The following is a 20,278-nucleotide window of genomic DNA, read 5'->3' on the forward strand; positions in this document are numbered from 1 at the left end:
CGGGCACAGAAGGACGGTTCCGACACCTGCTGGGTACGGGTGGCGCAGAACTGGGCGGGCGGCCAGTGGGGCGGGCAGATCATTCCACGCATCGGTATGGAGGTGATGGTTGCCTATATCGACGGCGATCCCGACCGGCCGCTGGTAACCGGCGTCGTGCCAAACCCCAAGAACCCCGTGCCCTACGATCTGCCAGCCAACAAGACGCGGATGGTGCTGCGCTCCAACACCCACAAGGGCGACGGCTTCAACGAAATGACCTTCGAGGACGAGAACGGCAAGGAGAACATGTTCTTCCATGCCCAGAAGGATCAGACCTTCAAGGTTCTTAACAATCAGACCAGTCGCGTCGATGCCAATGCGCTGCATTCCGTGGGCGCCAATAAATCGCTGGAAGTCGGCTCGAACATGAGCCAGCAGGTTGGCGGCGGGTTGAACATGGTGGTCGGCGGGGTCGGCAATGCTGTCAACGCGATAGCCGGTGGCTTGCTGGCGACGCTTGCCGGCAAGAGCGCCGGCCTGCTGCAGCAAGCCATGTCGCTGGCATCCTCTGCCGCAGCAGACAGCCCCTCCTCTGCTGACAAGAACGCCGAGGCAGCTGGCGCCGCTTTGGGTTCCGGGGGGTCTTCATCCGGTGGAGGTGGCGCCGATGTCTTCTCCACCGCCGCAAGCTATGCCGGGCTGATGGGAACTGGTGGACTTGGCGCCATGGCGGCGTCGATGGATTCGGTTCGCTCCGGCATCAACAATGCCGCCGTCAGTGAATTGCGCGCGGATGCGGGCGATGCGATGCGCTCTTCCGGCAGCCAGCTCGGCGCGCAGGTCAGTTCCATGCTGGGCAGCGGTATTTTCAACACGTTGGTCAGCCGGATGCAAAACACCAGCGTCGGCGTGGCGAAGACCGAGCAAGTTGGCGTCGCCAAGGTGGTTACCGTTGGGCAGGTCTTCAACGAGACGGTCGGCCACACCAAGAACGTCATGATCGGCAAAGAACTGTTCATCGGCGTCGGCGGCGGCAAGGACAAGGACGGCAATGAGCAGCCGCCAAAATCCATCCTGATCATGAAGGACGACGGCACGATCCTGCTGAAGGGCGTGAAGATCTATATCGAGGGGGAAAGCCATGTGCAGGTGACCTCGGCGATGATCGACCACAATTGAGGCCCGGTCCATGCCGGAACTGATAAACCTCACGCCCTTCCCGAATTTCCGCTATTACAGCCGGGACAATCAGGACCGGGAATTCGGGATTGTCATCGTCAAGGCGACCTATGAACTCGATGCCTCCGGCCGATTGGTCGAGGCCGAAGAGCAGGCGCCGATGATGTTTACGGACAAGTGCCATGGCGCGGTCAATGTCACCTCGCTCTGGCATCCATCCGACCTTGTGCCAAACAAGCCCGCAACAGACCTCATCGTCAACGCCACCGCCCATGCACCTGGCGACAAGCCAACGCCGGATTGGCTTTGCGGACTCACGATCCGCGATGGCGGCGCAGAACTCCTCTCAAAGCAGCTTCGCGTAACCGGGCCTCGCCAATGGCAACCCGTGTGGAAGCGCAGGCTGAATGAGCGGGAAGCGAGCGAGTGGCAGCAGCATAGAAAGCTGTTCGACCGCTGGGAGCTTTCAGAGCCCAGTCCCGTTATGACGGTTCCCTTGCGCTACGAATATGCTTTTGGCGGCGAAGTCCAGAAAGGCCTCAACGAAGAGAGCGCGCCGATCTTCGACACGGACCATTATAACCCGCTGGGACGCGGCAAGATCAATGAGGACTGGACAGATCACACGCAGCCCGTCGCCGCACCGCAGATCGAAGCGCCTGACGATCCGATCCACGAGCCCTACAAGACCTACCGCCCGCAGAATTTTGGCCCGATCCCGCCAGCCTGGCTGCCGCGCCGTCCCCTGGGCGGCACCTATGATGAGCATTGGCAGCAGACGATCTGGCCGGCCTGGCCGGCGGATTATTCTTTCGCCTACCACAACTCCGCCCATCCGGACCTGGTGATCAAGCCTCATCTTAAGGGGCATGAGCAAATTGTCTTAACGGGCATGACCAAGGGAACGGAGGACTGCGCCATCAATCTTCCGGGAGAGCAGGCGATGGTGGATTTCGTGCGAGAGGACGGCACGATCGAACGGGAGACGATGCACCTGGATACGGTTTTTCTCGACATCGCTTCGGCAAGGCAGCGCGATTGGCGCGTCTATCTGTCCTGGCGGGTGAATTTCGAGCCCGACCAGTTCGAACAGGCAATCATTCACCGCATAAAACTGCCGCACGCACCGATGGATCAACAGACGGAAGCGAAGGAGGATATGGCCCTATGACCATGGCAAAGATCTCCGCCCGCAAATGCGCATCCAATGTCATCGTCTCGACAACGCCCGATGTCTGCTGGACACCGGTCGGCTCGGATGTCGTGAAAGTCGCCTATTCCTCGATTGCTTTTCTGGATACGGCAATCCGTTATTCGACGACAGTGCGCAACAACGGCAAATTTGACTTTCAGCTGAACTCGCGCACCGCCAAATCAACCGGGCACGAGCCGGGCACGAAAAAGGGTGTTGTCGTTCCCGGGTACCTCGGCCCGGCCCATGTCGAAGTTGCTTCCCATTTCGTGTTTTCCGAGGGCTGGGCAACCGTCAGCCATCGTGATCCGGCCTGGATCAACCGCCCCGATCCGGGGCCGGTGGAGCCGGAGAAGAGCAAAAAAGTTGTCATGTTTGATGATTGCGCGAAGGAGTGGGAGACAGCGCGTGCGATTTGTAGCCGTCTTTTGTTATCACCCAATCCAAACCGAGGCCTCACTGGCGGCTATACAAATATTGAAGGCTGCGCAAAAGGATTTGTCTCTGCGGCGTGCGGTGGAAATCCTGTTTGAAGGATAATGAGATGTTTGATCCACTTGCAGATTTTGTAAAAATTGAGCGAACTCAAGGTTCGAAAGCCGCCTTAGATTATCTCGATCAAAAAGAGCAACAGACCTCGGACCCTGAACTGTTACATCATGTACGAGTTGCACGTATCATGCACCTTCACTCAGAAGGACGTTACGATGACGCAATAGATGCTACCAGAGCATTTCTTCCTGAAATATCCTGCAAGACCGCCGCATATATGGAAATCGCACTGGCCCTTTATCGTAAAGGCGACCTGAAGGGTGCCGAAACGGAGCTTGCTCACGCTCCTTTGGACGCTGAGCGAGAGCGCTACGCACCTTTTGTCTTCGAAGCCGAATTTTTTCGACTTTATCTCCGCAACCAAAGAGGCATCTCGGCTTCCCCCGAAGAGTTGGCAGTTTTCCCACCTGACTATAAGCAAGTCACAGATCGTGGATTGCGCCACGGCCTGGAGGTTCTTGGTCCCGACTTTCGGGGGATGGAGTATTAGATGATTAAAGCGAGCGTCAGGATGTGGAGTGACGTCATTTCTTTCAAAAAAACTGAGCATCAGTTAATCGGGAAATTGAACGTTATTTATGAAGCTGGCGATAACATTGTTAAAATGAATGGGGAGACGTCAAATTCTCTCGCAAAGCAAAATTATATTTCCACAATTGACGATGACATCGTCGATGAATGCATGGCACGTCTATGGATCAAGACAAAACTCCACGCGTTAAATGAATCACTGTTTCGCGAATTGATTGTCTCCGGCGCGGTTCAGGCAACTCTTTGGCTTGCGATTTTCGAGCCCTCGAAGCTTTTGCATGACAACAGGCTGGCAACACTTTCCCAAACGGCGCAAGCCGCAAATGTGGAGATATTTCTCGAAGATTACACGGATTTATCCGTTGGCGGCAACCCAAGGAAGTATCACATGGGCGCAGGGAGAACGTAGAATGTCCGTTCATCCGGATTATTTGGCGTAAGCATTTCCCAGTCCAGCTTCTTTTTCGAAAGTGAAACACCCGACTGAAATGCCGAAAACGACGGTTTGGTTATTATTCGTTGGAGCGTGCCATGCCTGATGACACTAAGACAATCTATGATCAGCTTGCGCCCGACTACGTCGACAAATACGGCATTAAGACAATTGAGCGTATTATTCCGCATACGAATAAAAGTGCTTATCAGGATAATGGTAAGGCATGCGTAGTTACTGGAGCGACTTCCGCCGAAGACGAAGATCATAAGAAGCTCAGGCAAGAAATTCTGGCAAGACTTTATGAGCAAAAAAGACAACTAGAAAGCGAAACCGATCAAGAATATTCGGATCGAACCGAGGGGATTGCAAAGGCTTTGGCTGGCCCAGAATATATTGACATGGGCAATACAATTTCCCGGCAAGACAATCTCAATATGGTGAATTCCGACATCCAGAAATACGAAAATGGATATCCAGTATACACTTTAAAAGACAACTTTAAAAACATTGTTACGGCGCCAGTTCGCCTCTTCGATGGTGCTGTTGGCCTGGCAAAGGGTGTGGGAAACACTTTGCTTGATCTGGCAAAAGGAAGCGCTGCCGGGGAGTTGATGCAATCGAATGACCCCGAGCTTCAAAAAGAAGGGGAGCGCCTGGCAAAAGAGGCTGGTGATAATTTGGCGAACCGCGGCAAATCCGCAGCCCACGCTATTATCTTCGCGCTTCCAAATATGGCAAAGCAGGCTAGCGACGGAAACTGGGGGGAGCCTTTAGGTGACGCTGCTGTCGGGTACGGTGCTGGCAAAGCGCTTGAATTGGGGGCGGGCGCATTAAAAGGTGCTGCCCCGGCAGCTCGGGGGGCAGAAGACGCTGCCGCTTCGGGATCAACAATAGTCGGCGAACCCGTCTCCGTCACCAATGGCGAATATCTCGAAACCTGGCGCGATTTCCTCATACCCGGCACGCTTGGCTTTGACGGCGCGCGGTATATGGGCCTCAAACTCGCCCTTCCCGCCCGCTATGCCAGTCCGCTCGGGCCGTGCCAGATCTCGATGTTCGACGAGGTGTTTTCCAACCCGGCGCGGGGCAAGCTGCTGTTTCACAATGCCGATGGCAAGGCGATTGCATTCGACCGCCCGTTCAACTTCCTGCCCTCGATCAATGCCGCCTACCCCAATCTGGAACTGAAGGCTCCGTGGCTGAGGCAGCTGGAGCTGAAGGATCGCGGCATCGTCAAGCACTTCAGGCAGTATGATGATGATGTCTATCGGCTGGAAAAGATCGAAGACCTCAATGGCAACAGCCTGATCTTCCACCGGTCAGACGCCGGCTGGCTGGAAAAGGTCGAGGGGCCGGATGGCCTGTCTCTGACCTGCGACAATGATGCGCAGGGCCAGCGCCTTCGTATCACGCTGATCGGCACGGATGGCTCCGAATTGGAGCTGGCACGCTACAGCTACGATGCCAAGGGCCGGATGGTGGAGGCCGCCTGCGCCTTTGGCATGTCGGTGCACTATGCCTGGGAAAGAGATCGGGATCTTCTTGTCTCGTGGAACAACCTGACCCGGCAATCGGAAACCCATTTCACCTATGACGACGAAGGCCGGGTGGTGCGAACCCGCACAAACGGCATCTGGAACAATGACCGGTTCGATTATCGCGAAGGCGAGACCCGCTATCTTCCGGGGGATGTGGAAGCTGAAGCCCAGACCTTCCGCTATGACGAGAACGAAAACGTCACCGCCGAAATCGACGCGCTGGGTGGCGTGGTCGCGCATAGCTATGACCGCCATGGCTTCCGGATTTCCACAAAGAACCAGAACGGTCATGAAAGCCGGACGCGCTATGACGTCCACGGCAATGTCAAGGAACTGACCGACCCCGAAGGCCGCTCAACGGTCTATGGCTGGGGTGACAATGGCGAGTTGCTGATCGCCATCGACGGCGCTGGACACAAGCGCATCTACAAGCATGATGACCATGGCAATGTCATCAGCGAAAAGGATGCCGAAGGCCACGAGACCCGGCTGGTGCGCGATGCCAGGGGCCGTGTGGTGGAAACCCATTTCCCCAATGGCGCAATCGAACGGCGCACCTGGGATGAACATAACAGGCTGGTCGCGATCACCGACGCAAAGGGCAATACCAGCCGCTTCGTCCATGACGCGTTCGGCCGGCTGGTAAAGACGATCGGCCCGACGGGTGCGGTGACCAAGCATGTCTACCGCGCCGGCGCCGGTGGCTTCGATACGGTCAGCGCCGTGATCCGGCCCGATGGCGTGCAGGTGACACGCTCCTTCGATGGCGCAGGTCAGCTTGCCACGGTCAGCGATGGCGAAGGACGCATGTGGCACTATCGCTACGGCGCCTTCGGCGTGCTGCAAGCCATCGTTGATCCTAAGGGCGGCGAGCTGAAGCTGGCGACGGATAACGAAGGCCGGGTCATCTCCGTCACCAATGCCGTTGGACGCGTCTACAGTTTCGAGCGGGATGCGGCAGGGCGGGTTGTCGTCGAAGAGGATTTCGATGGCCGGGTCTGGCGCTATACCCGCGATGCCGCTGGCCAGATCATCGAGACCACCAAGCCTGACGGCGCCAAGCTTCACTACGCCTATGACAAATCCGGCCTGATCAAGCGGATCGAGACATTCACCGCCAAAGGCGAGCCTGAAGACGTCACCCGTTTCTGGTATGATGCCCGTGGTCTGCTGATCAGCGCCGAGAATGCGGCAGCATTTGTCGAATTCGAGCGCGACCGCAATGGCCGCATCATTGGCGAAACGCTGAATGGCAAGCGCATCAAGTCGAAGCGCGATGCCATGGGCAACCGTATCCTGCGCGAGATCACCGGCGCAGGCGGCACTCTCACGCAATACATCCGCGATCCCCTGGGCGCCATCGAGCAGATGGTGGCGGGCGATACTGAGATCAGCTTCAAACGCGATGTGCTTGGCCGCGAAACCGAACGGCGCATGGGTGGCTTCCATCTGCTGCAGAAATTCGATGCAGCTGGCCAGCTCACCGCCCAGGCCGCCGGCCCCGCCGTGGCGGGTGGCCTCGATGTGTCGCGATTGGGCTGGAACATCCCCGGCGGCGGTGGAGACCGTTCAGCCCGCGCCAAGCCCGGACATGTCCACCGCATCTACGAATACGACCGCGCCTTCGCGCCCGTCAGCATTGACGATGGCCTCTGGGGCAAGCGGCAGTTCACCTATGACGACAACGGCCAGCTAACGGATTCCGAAGCCGCTTTCGGCTCGGAACGCTTCCAGTATGACGAAGCCCGCAATCTCGCCGGGGCCTCCTCCTCCGTCACCATTGCCGATCAGCCGACACCTTATGGCCGGGCCTTCGACGAGACCTTCGGCTCCACCGTGCCAGCACCCCAGCCAAACGGCTGGCAACGCAGCGCTGGCGGCGTGGTGCAGATTGCACGCGGGCCAAAAGGCGAAAAGATCCACCTCACCCATGACGATTGCGGCCGCCTGATCGAGAGGAGGATCGAGCGCGACGGTTTCCGCCCACAGCGCTGGCGCTATCGCTGGGATGTGCATGACCGGCTGGTGGCCGTAACGAGCCTTGACGGCGAGGAATGGCTGTTCCGCTACGATCCCTTTGGACGGCGCGTCTCAAAGGTTCGCCGCTTTGCCGAGAAAGACCGCCGTAAAGCCGCCCTGCGCTGGCCGAACCTTGTCAGCGGCGATGGCGTGCCGCGACCCGCAAGATCAGGATCTGACGCCCGGGAGCGCGATCACGATCTGCCTGAGGTTGGTACGGCCTATCTCTGGGACGGCGATCATATGGTGGCGGAAGCGCCACTCGCCCTCGACGGCCATATCGCCTGGGATCAGGCCACCCATTGGCACTTTGAAGAGGGCAGCCATCGGCTCTTGGCCAAACAACTCCCCTCCGGCGAGATGCTGGCCATCGTCAGCGATCACCTCGGCACGCCCAAGGAGATGTTCGACGCCCAAGGCACTCTGCTCTGGGCGGCAGACCACCACGTCTGGGGTGCCATCCGCACCGCCCGCACCTTCGGCCCCCTCGCCGCCCTCCCCAAGCACAACCGCCCGCCGGAGGAACTTCACTGCCCCTGGCGGTTTCCAGGGCAATACGAAGATACGGAGACAGGCCTCTGCTACAACAGATATCGGCATTACGATCCGCTGACGGGGCAGTATGCCTCACCGGACCCGATTGGGTTAGCAGGCGGCGATCGCCCGCAGGGGTATGTCTTTAATCCATTAAGCTGGATCGACCCATCAGGATTGCGTTCAGGACCTTCAGGTCATGCTTTGGCTGGGAGTGTTGATGAAGGGGGCTCTGGACGGGCATTTACTGGGCACGGCGCATATTTCCCGTCGCAGGGAACCATGATTGTCCCAGAAGGGACGCCTATCACTGTATGGGCGCGTCATGGACAGAGCATCAGCGACTACGCGGGAAAATTAATCGAAAAGGGAGAGTATGACAAAGTTATGCAGCTAATGAATGCAAATCATCCCGCTGCAAATGGATTAGCCCCTAGAACCTATCTTCCTGGAACAGAAATGCCAAACTATACATTATATCCACCTGATCAAAACATAAACCTAATGTCTAACTCTACGTCAGTGGCGAGTCCCACGCCCTTATCAAATTTGGTGACGCCAAATATGGGATGTATGGATTGGGCAGTTTGTGCCAATGTTTTCCCTGGCCGCTAGAGGTGTATCTTGCAAGAAGATGAATTTCAGAACTTCCCCCAAATGAATAAGACCGCTACCGGTTTTACCCTTGTACCCTTAGATAAAAACTTAGAGTTACCCTCTAACGACGGTATTTATCATAGGTTTCTTACAAAATTTGAAGATATTTTTTTAAATCACAATTTTAAAAAATTTATTTGCCACGTAAATCGTGGATTTTCCTCTTGCCCAATATGCGGAAATATACATTTCGAGATAAATGGTTCCGGCCCTCTCAACATAATTGATGCAGATGTATGGATACCAGATTGCGGAAAAATGATAATTTATACTTTTCCTTTTTACATGATTCACATGATATTAAATCATGGCCATCAACCCCCTATTCCCTTTATGAAATGCGTATTAGAAATGGATGGTGAAATAGATTTCAAAGCAGTAGATCACTCTATTTACTAATTTTGATCATTATTTTTCTATTATTTTGCAATAACATAGCCGAAAACATAGAGCGGACGGGTTTAAGCGAAGCCTAGGGTTCAGACTCAATCATAGCCAAAACGCGACGAGGGTAGCCAGTGCGACCGCAGATAGGAAGTTTCGGGCAAGCTTGTCGTAACGCGTCGCGATGCGCCGGAAGTCTTTCAGACGGCAGAAGGCATTCTCGATGAGATGTCGGCTCTTGTAGCGCTTGGCGTCATACCGGATCGGGCGCTTACGATTTGAGCGGCCTGGGATCACCGGGACGATTGCCGATTGGCGCAACCTCTTGCGTAGATTGTTTGCGTCGTATCCCTTGTCTGCAAGGAGATATCTCGCGCCCTTCAGACCAGCCAGCAAGTGTGGCGCGACCGGGCTATCTGCGGCATTACCACCTGTCAGCATGAACGCAAACGGGCGGCCGATCACGTTCGTGAGAACGTGGATTTTCGTGGTTTGCCCGCCCCGTGAAGCCCCGATAGCCTGATTTTTCGCCCCCTTTTGCCGCCATGGGCCGAGCGGTGCGCCTTGACGTAGGTACTGTCGATGGAGGTACTTTTGGTGACCGCGCCGGACGTCGCAAGCGCCTCAACCAAGTCAGTCCAGAACTGTTTGCGAGAGCAGCGGTTAAAGCGGTTGTAGACCGTGGTCGAAGGGCCATAGTCGGCCGGACAACCGCACCATCGGGACCCGACCTTGAGAACATGGATGATGCCGGAGATCACACGACGATCACCGACCCGGCGAGCGCCGCCCTTGTTCCTCGGCAACAGCGGCTCAATGACCGCCCATTGCTGATCCGACAGCCAAAACAACCGACCCATCCAAGCCTCCAATCCCTTGATTGGAAAATTCAATCTGATTTTCTACGCCAGATCAACGTGATCAATGGGTTTGAACTCTAGGATAGGCAAACAGGGTGCAATTTTTAGGAACCCCTATAAAGAAGGCTCTCCATTTACGGGATCTGAAAAATGAATGAAGAACGAAGTGTGATTTATCAGCCTGATAAATTCAATTGGCTAGAAATACCCGTCAGCTTTAAAAAAATTATCGAATTGAATATATTCGATTTTGAGCCATGGTATATTTTACAAGGAGATATGCTTGCGGACGAAGTTGCGGGCCTGGTTGAGCGCTATCCCGATCGAGAACTTTATCCATTCGCAAAACGCGACGATAACGATGACGTTGCATGCTGGCAAAATGGATTTGGAAGGCGCGTTTTGATAATACATGATTATGCGAAACCGGGCTGGGAGCTAAAAAGAGAATTTCCTTCTTTTATTGAGTGGTTTGAGGCGGCTTTGAGTGAAATGATAGAATTCCTGAAAGAAGAAGAAAATTTTTCTCAAAAAGGTGATGGAGAGTGACGTATTTTTTAGATCGACCATTCTTTTACGACATACCCAAAACCCGTCGAGACTGCAGGGTGAGAAGATCTAACTAATATAGGGGCGGCTGATTCAGCGCCTTTCCGACCACAGCATTGATGTGACGGGTTTTGAGAGCAAGGAATTGCTGTTTGCTACGGTCTGTTTGGCCGGCGCTCACAAAGGTCCGCTAAAGAACTGCCTGCGCTGGCCGAGCCTTATCGGTGGATAGTGCCGGATCGACTCTCTGTAAAAATCAGCAGGTCGCCACGCTCCGCCGATCCGATGCTACGCAAAGCCAAAGAAGAACAGCGCCCACAAGTGCTGGTCAATTCGTTTGGGCAAAACTGGACGTCGAGCGGTCTCCAAGCGTCCTGGCGTAAGGGAATGGCAGGACTGGGAATAAAGGGCGTCACATTTCACGAGCTGCACGGGACAGCGATCATCTTCGCCTAGGCGTACCTCGACCAGCCACATGAGGAAAAGATCAAGCTCATCTCAGCGGTATCTGGCCACTTGTGCGAGTACGCCGAATAGACCATTCGCAGGCACTACCTCGCCGGCCAGGACGTCATTGATGGTATTTGAATGGCAACAGCCGTTAATTAGACTGTAAAATACTAGAAAGCCTGTAAAACGACGTGTGAATTTTTACGCTAAGCCTTTGAAAAATGGTGGGTGATGTAGGGCTCGAACCTACGACCCGCTGATTAAGAGTCAGCTGCTCTACCAACTGAGCTAATCACCCGCCTTTTTGTCCGCCGCGGTGTGTTCCGCTGGCGTGACCGGGCATATAAAGGGCTTCTGGGACCTTGTCCAGCGCCCTTTGAGAAAAAAAGCAGCCAAGAGACAAAAAAATGCACTTGGCGGCTAATAGGAAAGTAAAATCAAATCTCTAGAGATCCTGAGGCAATTCGCACCGCCTGGCCGCCAATGCGGGCGCGAAAGATCTTGGCCTCCTTGGTATCCACATGCAGGTGGATATAGGAGGGACGGCCCATTTCCACGCCCTGTTCGATCAGAATCGGGTGGTGGCCGTCCGGCAGGGCGTCGAAATGCTGGATGGCGCCGGAGAGGGCCGCGACGGCCGACCCTGTCGCCGGGTCCTCGGCAATGCCCATATCCGGGGAGAACATGCGCGCATGGAAATCTGCGGCGTGATGGACGCCGCCGCGACAATAGACATAGGCCGATGTCAGTGCCCCATCGCAGAAGGGAGCGGCGCGTTCCCACAATTGCGGATCGAATTCCAGGCTCTGCACCGCCGCCAGATTCTGCACCGGGATCAGCAGAAAGGGCACGCCTGCGCTCCAGACAGAGGGAATGTGGTTTTCGAAAAACAGATCGCTTGCCTTCAGGCTCAGCGCATCGGCCAGCCCCTGGCGGTCGAGTGGCAGGTGAATTTGCGAGGAGGTCACCGGCAGGTCGAATTCCGCGAAACTTGGTTCATCGTCCTTCAGGCTCACGGCACAGCGCACGGGACCCACCTTCTCTTCCAGCACGCTCACCAGATCGAGCGGCAGGTCACGGTCTGCCCTCGCCCGCTCGGCCAGCGCAATTGCCGTACCGACCGTCGGGTGGCCGGCAAAGGGCAATTCCCGGCCCGGCGTGAAAATTCGCAAACTGGCGCTGTGCGCCGGATTGGTGGCGCCCAGCACGAAGACGGTTTCGGAGAGATTGAATTCCTGTGCGATTGCCTGCATGGCCTGATCATCCAGACCTTCAGCGTCAAACACCACCGCCAGCGGATTACCGCAGAGCTTGCGGTCGGTAAAAACGTCATAAATGCAATAATCGCGCGCCAAGAACACACCTCCTGCCCGGCTTTCTGAAATCACTCTGCGAAGACTGCACGACCTCGCCCGGCCATGCAAGGCTGTATCAGAGTTAGACTATCTCCATATTTCATTGAAACACGAAAATAGCCTAAGTATTTGTTTTTTAACATTTCTGGACAAAAAACCAGCCTCCACCCCTAATGGAAACACCCTAAGAAAACAACCAGTTAAGGAGCGGACGCATGGACGCGTTAAACGGATAGGACTGCTCATCCCCCTTCCGCACCAGAACGGGACGGGAAATTTCCTGCTCGTGATCCGTCTCCATGTGGCGATAGATCGCAGCCGCAACCGCATCCGCCGTCTCCTCCAGGCGAAAGACCCGGAAGAGCGTCACACGCCGCTCCAGACGAAAGGCATAAAGCTGCGGATCTGCCTGATGCGGCGAAAGGGTGATTCCCGTTTCCTCACGCACCTCCCGGCGCATATTGGCATCGACATCGACAATGCCATCCACCAGATCGGCGGGCTCCAGCGATCCGGCGGGGCAATAGACTTGCCCGGCATTGGCCGTGTGCGGCGACATTTCCACGGCCACCAGCGCCCCATCCGCCGTCAGCAGCACCGGAAAGCCAAAAACGTGAAAGCCACGCTGCAAAGCAGGGCTGCGCCGCCAGTAGAGGAAGGCGGAATAGGCCGTATCATGCGCCTCGCCCACCAGCACATTGCCTTCCAGCCGCAGGTCCGACATCAGCAGCATGCGTCCGTCGAACAGCGCCGGATTGGCGGCACTTTCCTGCTGCCAGTTTTCGGCAATCGCCGTTCGATGCGCCGCAGCGAAAGGGTGGTCTTCAGGCCGGATCGACAGCCGGACGCCGCTCACCGGGAAGACCTCCCCCTCGGCCAGTCCAACTGGGACAGGCTCCAGCTTCTCGTCCTTGCTCATAGCGTCCATCCTCGTCTCCTGCCTTTGAGGCAGGCCGCGTTCAGGCCGCCGCGGGAAGAGCAGCGACCAGAAGACGGCCAAGCCTGCCGATTCCTTCCTCGATCATAGCCTCATTGGCGCAGGAAAAGGACAGGCGAAGCGTATTGGCGCCGGAACGATCGGCAAAGAACGCCTGGCCCGGCACGAAGGCCACCTTTTCCGCCTCGACCGACCGCGCCAGCAGGCTGGCGCCATCCATGCCATCCGGCAATGTCAGCCAGATGAACATGCCACCCTCGGGCCGGGTCCAGGTCACGCCTTTCGGCATGTGCCGCGCCAGCGCTTTCAGCATAGCATCCCGCCGCGCGCTGTAGGCCGATCTGATTTTAGCGACCTGCTGATCGAATATCCGCTCCGCCACCCGCGCCACGACAATCTGGTTGATGGAGGAGGAGTGCAGATCCGCCGCCTGCTTCATCAGCACCAGTTTCCGGATGACGGTGCTGTTTGCAACCACAAAGCCCACCCTCAGCCCCGGCGCCAGCGTCTTGGAGAAACTGCCCAGATAGAGCGTGCGGCAGGCCTCTATCGATCCCTTGGCGGCAATTTCCATGGCGAGAACCGGCGGCACAGGCTCACCGTCATAGCGCAGGCACTGATAGGCAGCATCTTCGATCAGCGGAATGTCCAAGGCCTCGCAAAGCGACAGCAGGCTAACCCGCCCCGCCCGATTCATCGTTTCGCCGGTGGGATTGGCGAAATCCGGCGAGAGATAGGCGAATTTCACCTGTCCTCCGCTCCTCGCCGCTGCCGTCTGGTAGCTTTCGGGGGTGCGATTTCCCTGGATGGAAAGCTGATCGTAATGCGGCTCATAGGCATTGAACGCCTGCAAGGCACCGAGATAGGTGGGCCACGTTACCAGCGCCGTATCGCCCGGCGACAAAAACAGCTTACCCAGATAATCCAGCGCCTGCTGCGAGCCGGAGGTGATAAAGATATTGTCCGCCGTGCAGGCGATGCCAAGCTTCTCCATTTCACCGCGCAACCATTCACGCAGGGGCAGATAGCCTTCGGAGACGGAATATTGCAGCGCCGAGGCGGCCTCCGGACCTGAAAAAATCTCCGAATAGGCCTGCTGGAACGCCTCCGTCGGAAACAGCGCCGGATCGGGAATGCCGCCTGCAAAGGAAATGATATCCGGCTTGTCCAGAAGCTTCAGCAGCTCCCGGATTTCCGAGGCACGCATACGGGATGCGCGGGTGGCAAAGACATGGTCCCAATCGAGCATGAGATGGCTTCCTCCGGCCTTCGGCATCCTGCGGAAACAGCATCGTTCGATGCAGCGCGGATGCAGCAAAACAAGCGCCCGGAGCAGCATCATCCCCATCAGGGCTTGCTGCTCCGGGCACCAGAAGAGCACCACAGGAAAAGCGATAAGTCAACAATGCTGACCTATTTAATCTCACCCCTACGCTGCATGTTGAAGCCCTCTGCCGTCGGATGTCAGCTTGAACACTTTCACCAGATCAAACAGGCTTTCTGCCTCCCGTGAGAGGGAGTGGGTCGCAGCAGTGGTTTCCTCCACCATGGCGGCGTTCTGCTGGGTGGACTGATCAACGACGTTTATGGACGTGTTGATCTCGTTCAGGGCGCCCGATTGTTCCCGCGCCGCCTTGACGAGGGCGGAGACGTGGCTGTTCAATTCGTTTACCTCGTTCAGAATACGATCCAGCGCCTTGCCGGTGGCGGCCACCAGACCCACACCCTTTTCCACCTGAGCAGTGGACGTGACGATGAGGCTGCGAATATCCTTGGCGGCGGATGCCGAGCGCTGGGCCAGTTCCCGCACCTCCTGCGCCACCACGGCAAAGCCCTTGCCTGCCTCGCCCGCCCGCGCCGCTTCAACACCTGCGTTGAGCGCCAGAAGATTGGTCTGGAAGGCAATCTCGTCAATCACGCTGAGGATAGTGGAAATCTGCCGAGAGGATTGCTCGATCTCGCCCATGGCAGCAACGGCATTGCCGACAATCTGCCCGGAATTTTCTGCATGCTGGCGGCTTTCCTCCACCAGCTTGCCCATGTTTTCCGTGCGATTTGCAGCCTCGCCGACGGTACGGGTAATTTCCTCCAGCGCGGCGGCGGCCTCTTCCACGGAGGCGGCCTGTCGCTCGGTACGGCGAGCCAGATCACCGGTTGCGCCGGCAATTTCACCCGTGCTGGCCGCAATGGAGCGGGAGCTTTCCGAAACCGCAAACAGTGTCTGGCGCAGATTGGAAAGCGCCTTGTTATAATCCCGGCGCAGATTTTCCATGGTGGGCACGAAAGGCCTGTCCAATGTCTGCGTCAGATCACCGTTTTCAAGCGCGGCCACCGACTGGCCGATCTGACTGATGGCGTCCATGCGGCGGGAGACGTCAGTGGCGAATTTAACCACCTTGTAGACCTCCCCCTTCGAATTGAACACCGGATTGTAGGAGGCCTGGATCCAGACATCGCTGCCGTTCTTGGCGATACGGCAAAATTCATCCGCCATGAATTTGCCCTGGGCCAGGGCGCGCCAGAAATCCGAATATTCCGGAGAGGCAGAATAGGCCGGATCGCAAAAGATGCGGTGATGTCTACCAACGATCTCCTCCAGACGGTAGCCAAGCGCTTGGCAGAAATTTTCATTGGCGGTGAGAATGGTGCCGTCCGGCGTGAATTCGATGACGGCCTGCGAGGAGGATACGGCTCTCAGCTTGGCCTCGCCCTCAAGGGCAAGACGCTTGCTCTCGGTGATGTCCGCGGCATATTTGACGATCTTGTACGGTTTATCACCCTTCAGGACCGGATTGTAAGACGCTTCGATCCAGACTTCGCTGCCATTCTTGCCAAAGCGCCGGTATTGGCCACGATCGAACTTGCCCGCCCGCAGGTTGTCCCAGAAGAGACGATACTCCGCGCTCTCTGCATACTCGGAATCCACAAAAATCCGATGATGCTTGCCCTTGATCTCCGAGAGTTTGTAACCCGTGAAATTGCAAAAATTTTCGTTTGCGGTCAAAATCGTTCCATCCAGGGAAAATTCTATCACCGCTTGTGAACGCCGAAGAGCTTCCACTTCGGCCCGGGCTTCGAGAAGTGACTTCAACATGACGGCTCTCCACCAATGATCGCCAGAAACCTATATTTTACTGGACAAAAGAATATACGAATATAAATATATACAGACTGTTAAAGTTGTGAAAATTATGCATACACGCACTATAAGCTGCCAGGACGGAGTGTAACTCCTAATGACGCTGAACTCGATACCTGAAGACGAAACCCCGGAATTCACCCTAGGCGAGGTGGTGAGGAAAACCGGACTGTCTAAACTTGTGCTCCACGCCTGGGAGCGCCGCTACGAGGCAGTCGTGCCGGACCGCAGCCCGACCGGACGGCGGCTTTACTCCGAAAAACAAATCCAGAAGCTTCAACTCTTGAAGCTTTGCACCGAAAACGGCCACAGGATCGGCAAGATCGCGCACCTCTCTCTTTCCGAATTGCGCAGTGTTGCGGCGCATCACCAGCGCCTGAGAGAGCTTGCGCCGGTGCTGGATGCCATCAACGCGCTGGATGATGCCGGTCTCGACCATATGTTGACAGACTATTACGAGAGGCTGGGCGCGGTTGAGTTTTGCAAGACAGTGGCCGTACCGCTGCTGCGGGAGGTGGGGGAGTTGTGGGCGGAAGGCAAGTTGCCGGTTTCAGCCGAGCACATGACCTCTGCGCATATCCGCTCGCTTCTTGGAAAATTCCTCTCCGAACCCGCACCTCAAGGCGGCGTGACGGGGCTGTTTACAACGCTTTCCGGTGAGTTGCACGAGATCGGCACGCTGATGGCCGCCGTGCTGGCCCGCGCCAAAGGCTGCAAGGTGGTGTATCTCGGACCGCAATTGCCCAACGAGGAAATTATCGAGGCTGCAGCCATGGCGGGTGCGCGCTTCATCTGCCTGAGCAGCCTCATCCGGCGTGGCAGCAAAGGGGTACGCGTGGCGGCCAAATTGCGCCAGGGCCTGCCCCGCTCGGTGGAGTTATGGCTAGGCGGCCCGGGATTTGCCGAAACGCCGCTCCAGCCCGGTATGCGCTATTTCGAAAGCCTGGAAGAGTTTGAAAAGTCACTGGCGGCATTTTTCCTGCCGCAACAGGCGTAGCTCGCCCCCCCCCCCAGAAACATGCAAAAGCGCCATCCGTTCTCTGAAAACGGATGGCGCTTTTTTATTTCGCTTCCGATCCCCCGCGATGCCGAAGGCACGCACACAAAAAACGGGGATCGGCAAGCCGATATTAGTTGCGAGCCTTGTCGACCAGCTTGTTCTTGCCGATCCCCCCGCGATGCCAAAGGCACGCACACAAAAAAACGGGGATCGGCAAACCGATATTAGTTGCGAGCCTTGTCGACGAGCTTGTTCTTGCCGATCCACGGCATCATGCCGCGCAGCTTTTCGCCGACTTCTTCGATCTGGTGGCGATCGTTCATGCGACGGATGCCCTTGAAGCGGGCAGCACCGGAATGCCATTCCTGCATCCACTCGGAGGTGAACTTGCCGGTCTGGATGTCGTGCAGAACGCGCTTCATCTCAGCCTTGGTCTCGGCAGTGATGATGCGCGGACCGGTGACGTATTCGCCCCATTCCGCCGTGTTGGAGATCGAATAGTTCATGTTGGCGATACCGCCTTCATAGATCAGGTCCACGATCAGTTTTACTTCGTGCAGGCACTCGAAATAGGCCATTTCCGGGGCATAACCGCCTTCGACCAGGGTTTCGAAGCCAGCGCGGATCAGTTCGACCAGACCGCCGCAGAGAACGACCTGCTCGCCGAACAGGTCGGTTTCGCATTCTTCCTGGAAGGTGGTTTCGATGATGCCGGAACGGCCACCGCCAACGCCACAGGCGTAGGACAGGGCAAGCTCAAGTGCATTGCCGGACGCATTGTGGTGAACGGCAACCAGGCACGGCACGCCGCCGCCCTTCTGGTATTCGCCGCGCACCGTATGGCCGGGGCCCTTCGGCGCGATCATGACAACGTCGACGGAAGACTTCGGCTCGATCAGGCCGAAATGTACGTTGAGGCCGTGGGCGAAAGCGATGGCGGCACCGTCACGGATGTTCGGGGCGATGTCATTCTTGTAGATACCGGCCTGAAGTTCGTCCGGGGTTGCCATCATCAGCAGGTCGCCCCAGGCGGCGGCTTCGGCAACGGTCATGACCTTGAAGCCATCGGCTTCGGCCTTCTTGATGGTGGCGGAACCGGCCTTGAGCGCGATGACCACGTTCTGTGCGCCGGAATCCTTAAGGTTCAGCGCATGAGCACGGCCCTGCGAGCCGTAGCCGACGATGACGACCTTCTTGGATTTGATGAGGTTCAGATCGGCATCACGATCATAATAGACGCGCATTGTTTGTCCTTCCCTATGCTGTCTTTCGTTGAACTGAAACGGTGGCCTTCTGGCCGCCCGTCAGGTTTTCTCAGTGCCGTAGAGGGTGATGAAGGCGGCAACCGCCTTTTTCGCCCGCGCCGGAAATGTTTTCGTTTCAGGCCGCTCGCCCAGCAGCAGCCGCACATGCAGGTCCGAAACGATGAGGCCGTAAAGGGTACGATAGGCCTCCTCGCCGTCTTCGAAGCGCAACAGACCATCGCGCCGCCCGGCATCCAGCAGCGCCCGCGCCCGACGGTCGATCTGCCGCCTGCCGCGCTCCAGCAGCAATTGCCCGAGCTTGGAACCGTCCCGGCTGGTCTGGCCGATGGCAAGACGGTTCAGCGCCAGCGATACTTCACCTGAAAGCACGTCAAGCAGATCGCGCCCGAAAAGTTCGAGGTGATCGATCAGGCCCTGCGCACTCAATCGCTCACCGGAGCGCTCGAAAGTCCGCACCTTGCTGGCCTGAAAGGAGATCATGGCGGAGAGAAGACCGTCGCGGTCGCCAAACCACTTGTAGAGGCTTTCCTTGGAGCAGTTGGCCGCACGCGCCAGCCCGGCCGTGGTCAACGCCTTGTCACCGCCCTCCACCAGCAGGCGCAGCGCCTCGGCCAGAACGGCGCTCTGGCGCGGCGAAAACTCTCCCGCTGATGCAGCCTCGCCTGACACGACCTCTTCCTCCCCCAAACCCGTTTGCCTCAGCAGAAGCATTCTATCGCCCCTGCAGAGCCGCTTAAGTACCGTACGGTACGGTTCTCTTTAGCGCCTGCCGAACCGCAGGTCAACCGGGTTTTCCAGAATTTTCGGCGAAAAGACGACGCCAACTCCTCACGGTTTTGTGCGCATTTTCGACGCAAATGCCTTTTTCGCACCCTTTAAATTGCCTCTTTTGAGGCACATTTATCCATCGAACCAATCGGTTCGGCTTTTTTACTTCTGCCTTTATCCTCCCAAGGAGATGACAATGAAAATGATTCTGGGCGCCGTGATGCTCTGCCTCACCGTCGGTGCGCTTTCCTCCTGCACCACGGACGGCAATGGCGGCGCAAACGCTTCCTATCAGGAGCATCATCGCAACAAATACGTTCCGCATTGACAAAGCAGCGGCCCCGGATTCAGCCGGGGCCGCACTGCCTCTTGCGCGTGGGCACGGAGGCCTTTTATAAGGGAGTTGAACATTCCCTCCCCTTGTCCCGCCAGCGCCGGTAAGCGCTCTGTCGAACGGCCATGCGAACGCAATTTTTCCGCTCTATTCTACCCCAGGCCGTTCTGAGCCTTGCCATTGTCACCATTGCAGGGTTTGGCAGCCAAAGCCTGGCTGCGCCGGAAAAGCGTTGCGGCTGGATCCAGAATCCGACGCCCGGAAACTATTGGCTGGACGATGCCAGCGGCACCTGGATCATCCGCTTTCAGGGCAGCGCCAGGGAGCCGCGCGGCATGGACCGGATTGGCGATCTTTCCTCGCGCGACTATGTGCGCACCAATGGCAATTACGGCTATGCCTGCACCTGCATGACGGTGGATACAGGCAAGCGGGACGGTTTGAACGTCATCACCGCCATTCACTCCGTCACGCAATTGCCGCTGGCGCGTTGCCGCGCCGACAAGGCCCTGCCGAAGCCGGACTAGGGTCAAAACTCAATCAGGATGGGTGTTCTGTTGAACGGGATGGGATTGAATGGCCGCGAACAAGCGCAAGGCAAGGCCCTGAGGCCTTGT

The 20,278-nt window shown here is 57.0% G+C and carries 18 protein-coding genes and 1 tRNA gene; 11 read left to right on the top strand and 8 right to left on the bottom strand.

The annotated features are described in order from the left end of the window. The 7 genes from QO005_RS23845 to QO005_RS23875 all read left to right on the top strand — a co-directional run. Nucleotides 1–1,161, top strand: a 1,161-nt coding sequence (locus tag QO005_RS23845; RefSeq protein ID WP_307160509.1) for a type VI secretion system Vgr family protein, incomplete at its 5' end; no start/stop codon positions are given. 10 nt (nt 1,162–1,171) lie between these two features. Further along, nucleotides 1,172–2,332: a DUF2169 family type VI secretion system accessory protein gene (locus tag QO005_RS23850; protein ID WP_307160510.1), complete on the top strand. Its 1,161-nt coding sequence runs from the start codon at nt 1,172–1,174 to the stop codon at nt 2,330–2,332. Further along, the gene (locus QO005_RS23855) at nt 2,329–2,886 is read left to right on the top strand and encodes a PAAR-like domain-containing protein (protein WP_307160511.1); all 558 of its coding nucleotides are present in this window, start codon (nt 2,329–2,331) and stop codon (nt 2,884–2,886) included. The genes QO005_RS23850 and QO005_RS23855 overlap by 4 nt, the downstream gene beginning before the upstream one ends. A gap of 11 nt (nt 2,887–2,897) precedes the next feature. After that, nucleotides 2,898–3,395 carry a hypothetical protein gene (locus QO005_RS23860; RefSeq protein WP_307160512.1) on the top strand — a complete coding sequence of 166 codons (498 nt, stop codon included), beginning with the start codon at nt 2,898–2,900 and terminating at the stop codon, nt 3,393–3,395. Beyond that, the gene (locus QO005_RS23865; RefSeq protein WP_307160513.1) at nt 3,396–3,845 is read left to right on the top strand and encodes a hypothetical protein; all 450 of its coding nucleotides are present in this window, start codon (nt 3,396–3,398) and stop codon (nt 3,843–3,845) included. 122 nt (nt 3,846–3,967) lie between these two features. Then, the gene (locus QO005_RS23870; protein WP_307160514.1) at nt 3,968–8,578 is read left to right on the top strand and encodes an RHS repeat-associated core domain-containing protein; all 4,611 of its coding nucleotides are present in this window, start codon (nt 3,968–3,970) and stop codon (nt 8,576–8,578) included. Nucleotides 8,579–8,587: 9 nt separating this feature from the next. Continuing rightward, on the top strand, nt 8,588–9,019 hold the full coding sequence (locus QO005_RS23875) for a DUF7919 family protein (protein ID WP_307160515.1): 432 nt from the start codon (nt 8,588–8,590) through the stop codon (nt 9,017–9,019). Nucleotides 9,020–9,109: 90 nt separating this feature from the next. Here QO005_RS23875 and QO005_RS23880 read toward each other — a convergent pair. Beyond that, nucleotides 9,110–9,864, bottom strand: a protein-coding gene (locus tag QO005_RS23880; protein ID WP_370878151.1) for an IS5 family transposase whose coding sequence is annotated in 2 segments (ribosomal slippage) — nt 9,110–9,540 and nt 9,540–9,864 — 756 coding nt in all. Because the reading frame shifts where the segments join, the coding sequence is not laid out codon by codon here. Between the two features lie 150 nt (nt 9,865–10,014). Between QO005_RS23880 and QO005_RS23885 the strand changes: the two genes are divergently transcribed. Next, a complete protein-coding gene (locus tag QO005_RS23885) occupies nt 10,015–10,413 on the top strand; it encodes a hypothetical protein (RefSeq protein ID WP_307160517.1) in 399 nt (132 codons plus the stop codon). A gap of 672 nt (nt 10,414–11,085) precedes the next feature. Here the strand turns inward: QO005_RS23885 and QO005_RS23890 are convergent. The 5 genes from QO005_RS23890 to QO005_RS23910 all read right to left on the bottom strand — a co-directional run bounded on the left by QO005_RS23890 (nt 11,086) and on the right by QO005_RS23910 (nt 16,249). Next, nucleotides 11,086–11,161: transfer RNA gene (locus tag QO005_RS23890), tRNA-Lys, on the bottom strand. A gap of 139 nt (nt 11,162–11,300) precedes the next feature. Continuing rightward, nucleotides 11,301–12,218, bottom strand: a complete 918-nt coding sequence (locus tag QO005_RS23895) for a PhzF family phenazine biosynthesis protein (RefSeq protein ID WP_307160518.1) — start codon at nt 12,216–12,218, stop codon at nt 11,301–11,303. Nucleotides 12,219–12,402: 184 nt separating this feature from the next. Then, entirely contained in the window at nt 12,403–13,146 is a 744-nt protein-coding gene (locus QO005_RS23900) for an NUDIX hydrolase (protein ID WP_307160519.1), read from the bottom strand. A gap of 31 nt (nt 13,147–13,177) precedes the next feature. Then, nucleotides 13,178–14,404, bottom strand: coding sequence for an aminotransferase-like domain-containing protein (locus QO005_RS23905; protein ID WP_307160520.1), 1,227 nt, complete (start codon nt 14,402–14,404; stop codon nt 13,178–13,180). Between the two features lie 180 nt (nt 14,405–14,584). After that, entirely contained in the window at nt 14,585–16,249 is a 1,665-nt protein-coding gene (locus QO005_RS23910) for a methyl-accepting chemotaxis protein (RefSeq protein ID WP_307160521.1), read from the bottom strand. Between the two features lie 142 nt (nt 16,250–16,391). On the opposite strand from QO005_RS23910, the gene QO005_RS23915 reads away from it, so the two are divergent. Next, nucleotides 16,392–17,291: a MerR family transcriptional regulator gene (locus QO005_RS23915; RefSeq protein ID WP_307160522.1), complete on the top strand. Its 900-nt coding sequence runs from the start codon at nt 16,392–16,394 to the stop codon at nt 17,289–17,291. A 227-nt stretch (nt 17,292–17,518) separates the two neighbouring features. Here QO005_RS23915 and ilvC read toward each other — a convergent pair whose 3' ends face one another. After that, entirely contained in the window at nt 17,519–18,538 is a 1,020-nt protein-coding gene (ilvC, locus tag QO005_RS23920) for a ketol-acid reductoisomerase (protein ID WP_307160523.1), read from the bottom strand. Nucleotides 18,539–18,598: 60 nt separating this feature from the next. After that, entirely contained in the window at nt 18,599–19,270 is a 672-nt protein-coding gene (locus QO005_RS23925) for a TetR/AcrR family transcriptional regulator (protein WP_370878152.1), read from the bottom strand. Nucleotides 19,271–19,523: 253 nt separating this feature from the next. On the opposite strand from QO005_RS23925, the gene QO005_RS23930 reads away from it, so the two are divergent. Both QO005_RS23930 and QO005_RS23935 read left to right on the top strand, forming a co-directional pair. Then, nucleotides 19,524–19,655, top strand: a complete 132-nt coding sequence (locus tag QO005_RS23930) for a hypothetical protein (RefSeq protein WP_307160524.1) — start codon at nt 19,524–19,526, stop codon at nt 19,653–19,655. Nucleotides 19,656–19,786: 131 nt separating this feature from the next. Then, nucleotides 19,787–20,188 carry a DUF4087 domain-containing protein gene (locus QO005_RS23935; RefSeq protein WP_307160525.1) on the top strand — a complete coding sequence of 134 codons (402 nt, stop codon included), beginning with the start codon at nt 19,787–19,789 and terminating at the stop codon, nt 20,186–20,188. Nucleotides 20,189–20,278 lie beyond the last annotated feature (90 nt).

The organism is Allorhizobium paknamense, assembly GCF_030815125.1.
Lineage (GTDB): Bacteria > Pseudomonadota > Alphaproteobacteria > Rhizobiales > Rhizobiaceae > Allorhizobium > Allorhizobium paknamense.

What these genes read in the sequence shown, in the direction of transcription:
- QO005_RS23850 (WP_307160510.1), top strand. Translation starts at nt 1,172, where the DNA reads ATGCCGGAACTGATAAACCTCACGCCCTTCCCGAATTTCCGCTATTAC.
- QO005_RS23930 (WP_307160524.1), top strand. Translation starts at nt 19,524, where the DNA reads ATGAAAATGATTCTGGGCGCCGTGATGCTCTGCCTCACCGTCGGTGCG.
- QO005_RS23865 (WP_307160513.1), top strand. Translation starts at nt 3,396, where the DNA reads ATGATTAAAGCGAGCGTCAGGATGTGGAGTGACGTCATTTCTTTCAAA.
- QO005_RS23905 (WP_307160520.1), bottom strand. Translation starts at nt 14,404, where the DNA reads ATGCTCGATTGGGACCATGTCTTTGCCACCCGCGCATCCCGTATGCGT.
- QO005_RS23925 (WP_370878152.1), bottom strand. Translation starts at nt 19,270, where the DNA reads ATGCTTCTGCTGAGGCAAACGGGTTTGGGGGAGGAAGAGGTCGTGTCA.
- QO005_RS23855 (WP_307160511.1), top strand. Translation starts at nt 2,329, where the DNA reads ATGACCATGGCAAAGATCTCCGCCCGCAAATGCGCATCCAATGTCATC.
- QO005_RS23900 (WP_307160519.1), bottom strand. Translation starts at nt 13,146, where the DNA reads ATGGACGCTATGAGCAAGGACGAGAAGCTGGAGCCTGTCCCAGTTGGA.
- QO005_RS23885 (WP_307160517.1), top strand. Translation starts at nt 10,015, where the DNA reads ATGAATGAAGAACGAAGTGTGATTTATCAGCCTGATAAATTCAATTGG.
- QO005_RS23915 (WP_307160522.1), top strand. Translation starts at nt 16,392, where the DNA reads ATGACGCTGAACTCGATACCTGAAGACGAAACCCCGGAATTCACCCTA.
- QO005_RS23860 (WP_307160512.1), top strand. Translation starts at nt 2,898, where the DNA reads ATGTTTGATCCACTTGCAGATTTTGTAAAAATTGAGCGAACTCAAGGT.
- QO005_RS23910 (WP_307160521.1), bottom strand. Translation starts at nt 16,249, where the DNA reads ATGTTGAAGTCACTTCTCGAAGCCCGGGCCGAAGTGGAAGCTCTTCGG.
- QO005_RS23935 (WP_307160525.1), top strand. Translation starts at nt 19,787, where the DNA reads ATGCGAACGCAATTTTTCCGCTCTATTCTACCCCAGGCCGTTCTGAGC.
- ilvC (WP_307160523.1), bottom strand. Translation starts at nt 18,538, where the DNA reads ATGCGCGTCTATTATGATCGTGATGCCGATCTGAACCTCATCAAATCC.
- QO005_RS23870 (WP_307160514.1), top strand. Translation starts at nt 3,968, where the DNA reads ATGCCTGATGACACTAAGACAATCTATGATCAGCTTGCGCCCGACTAC.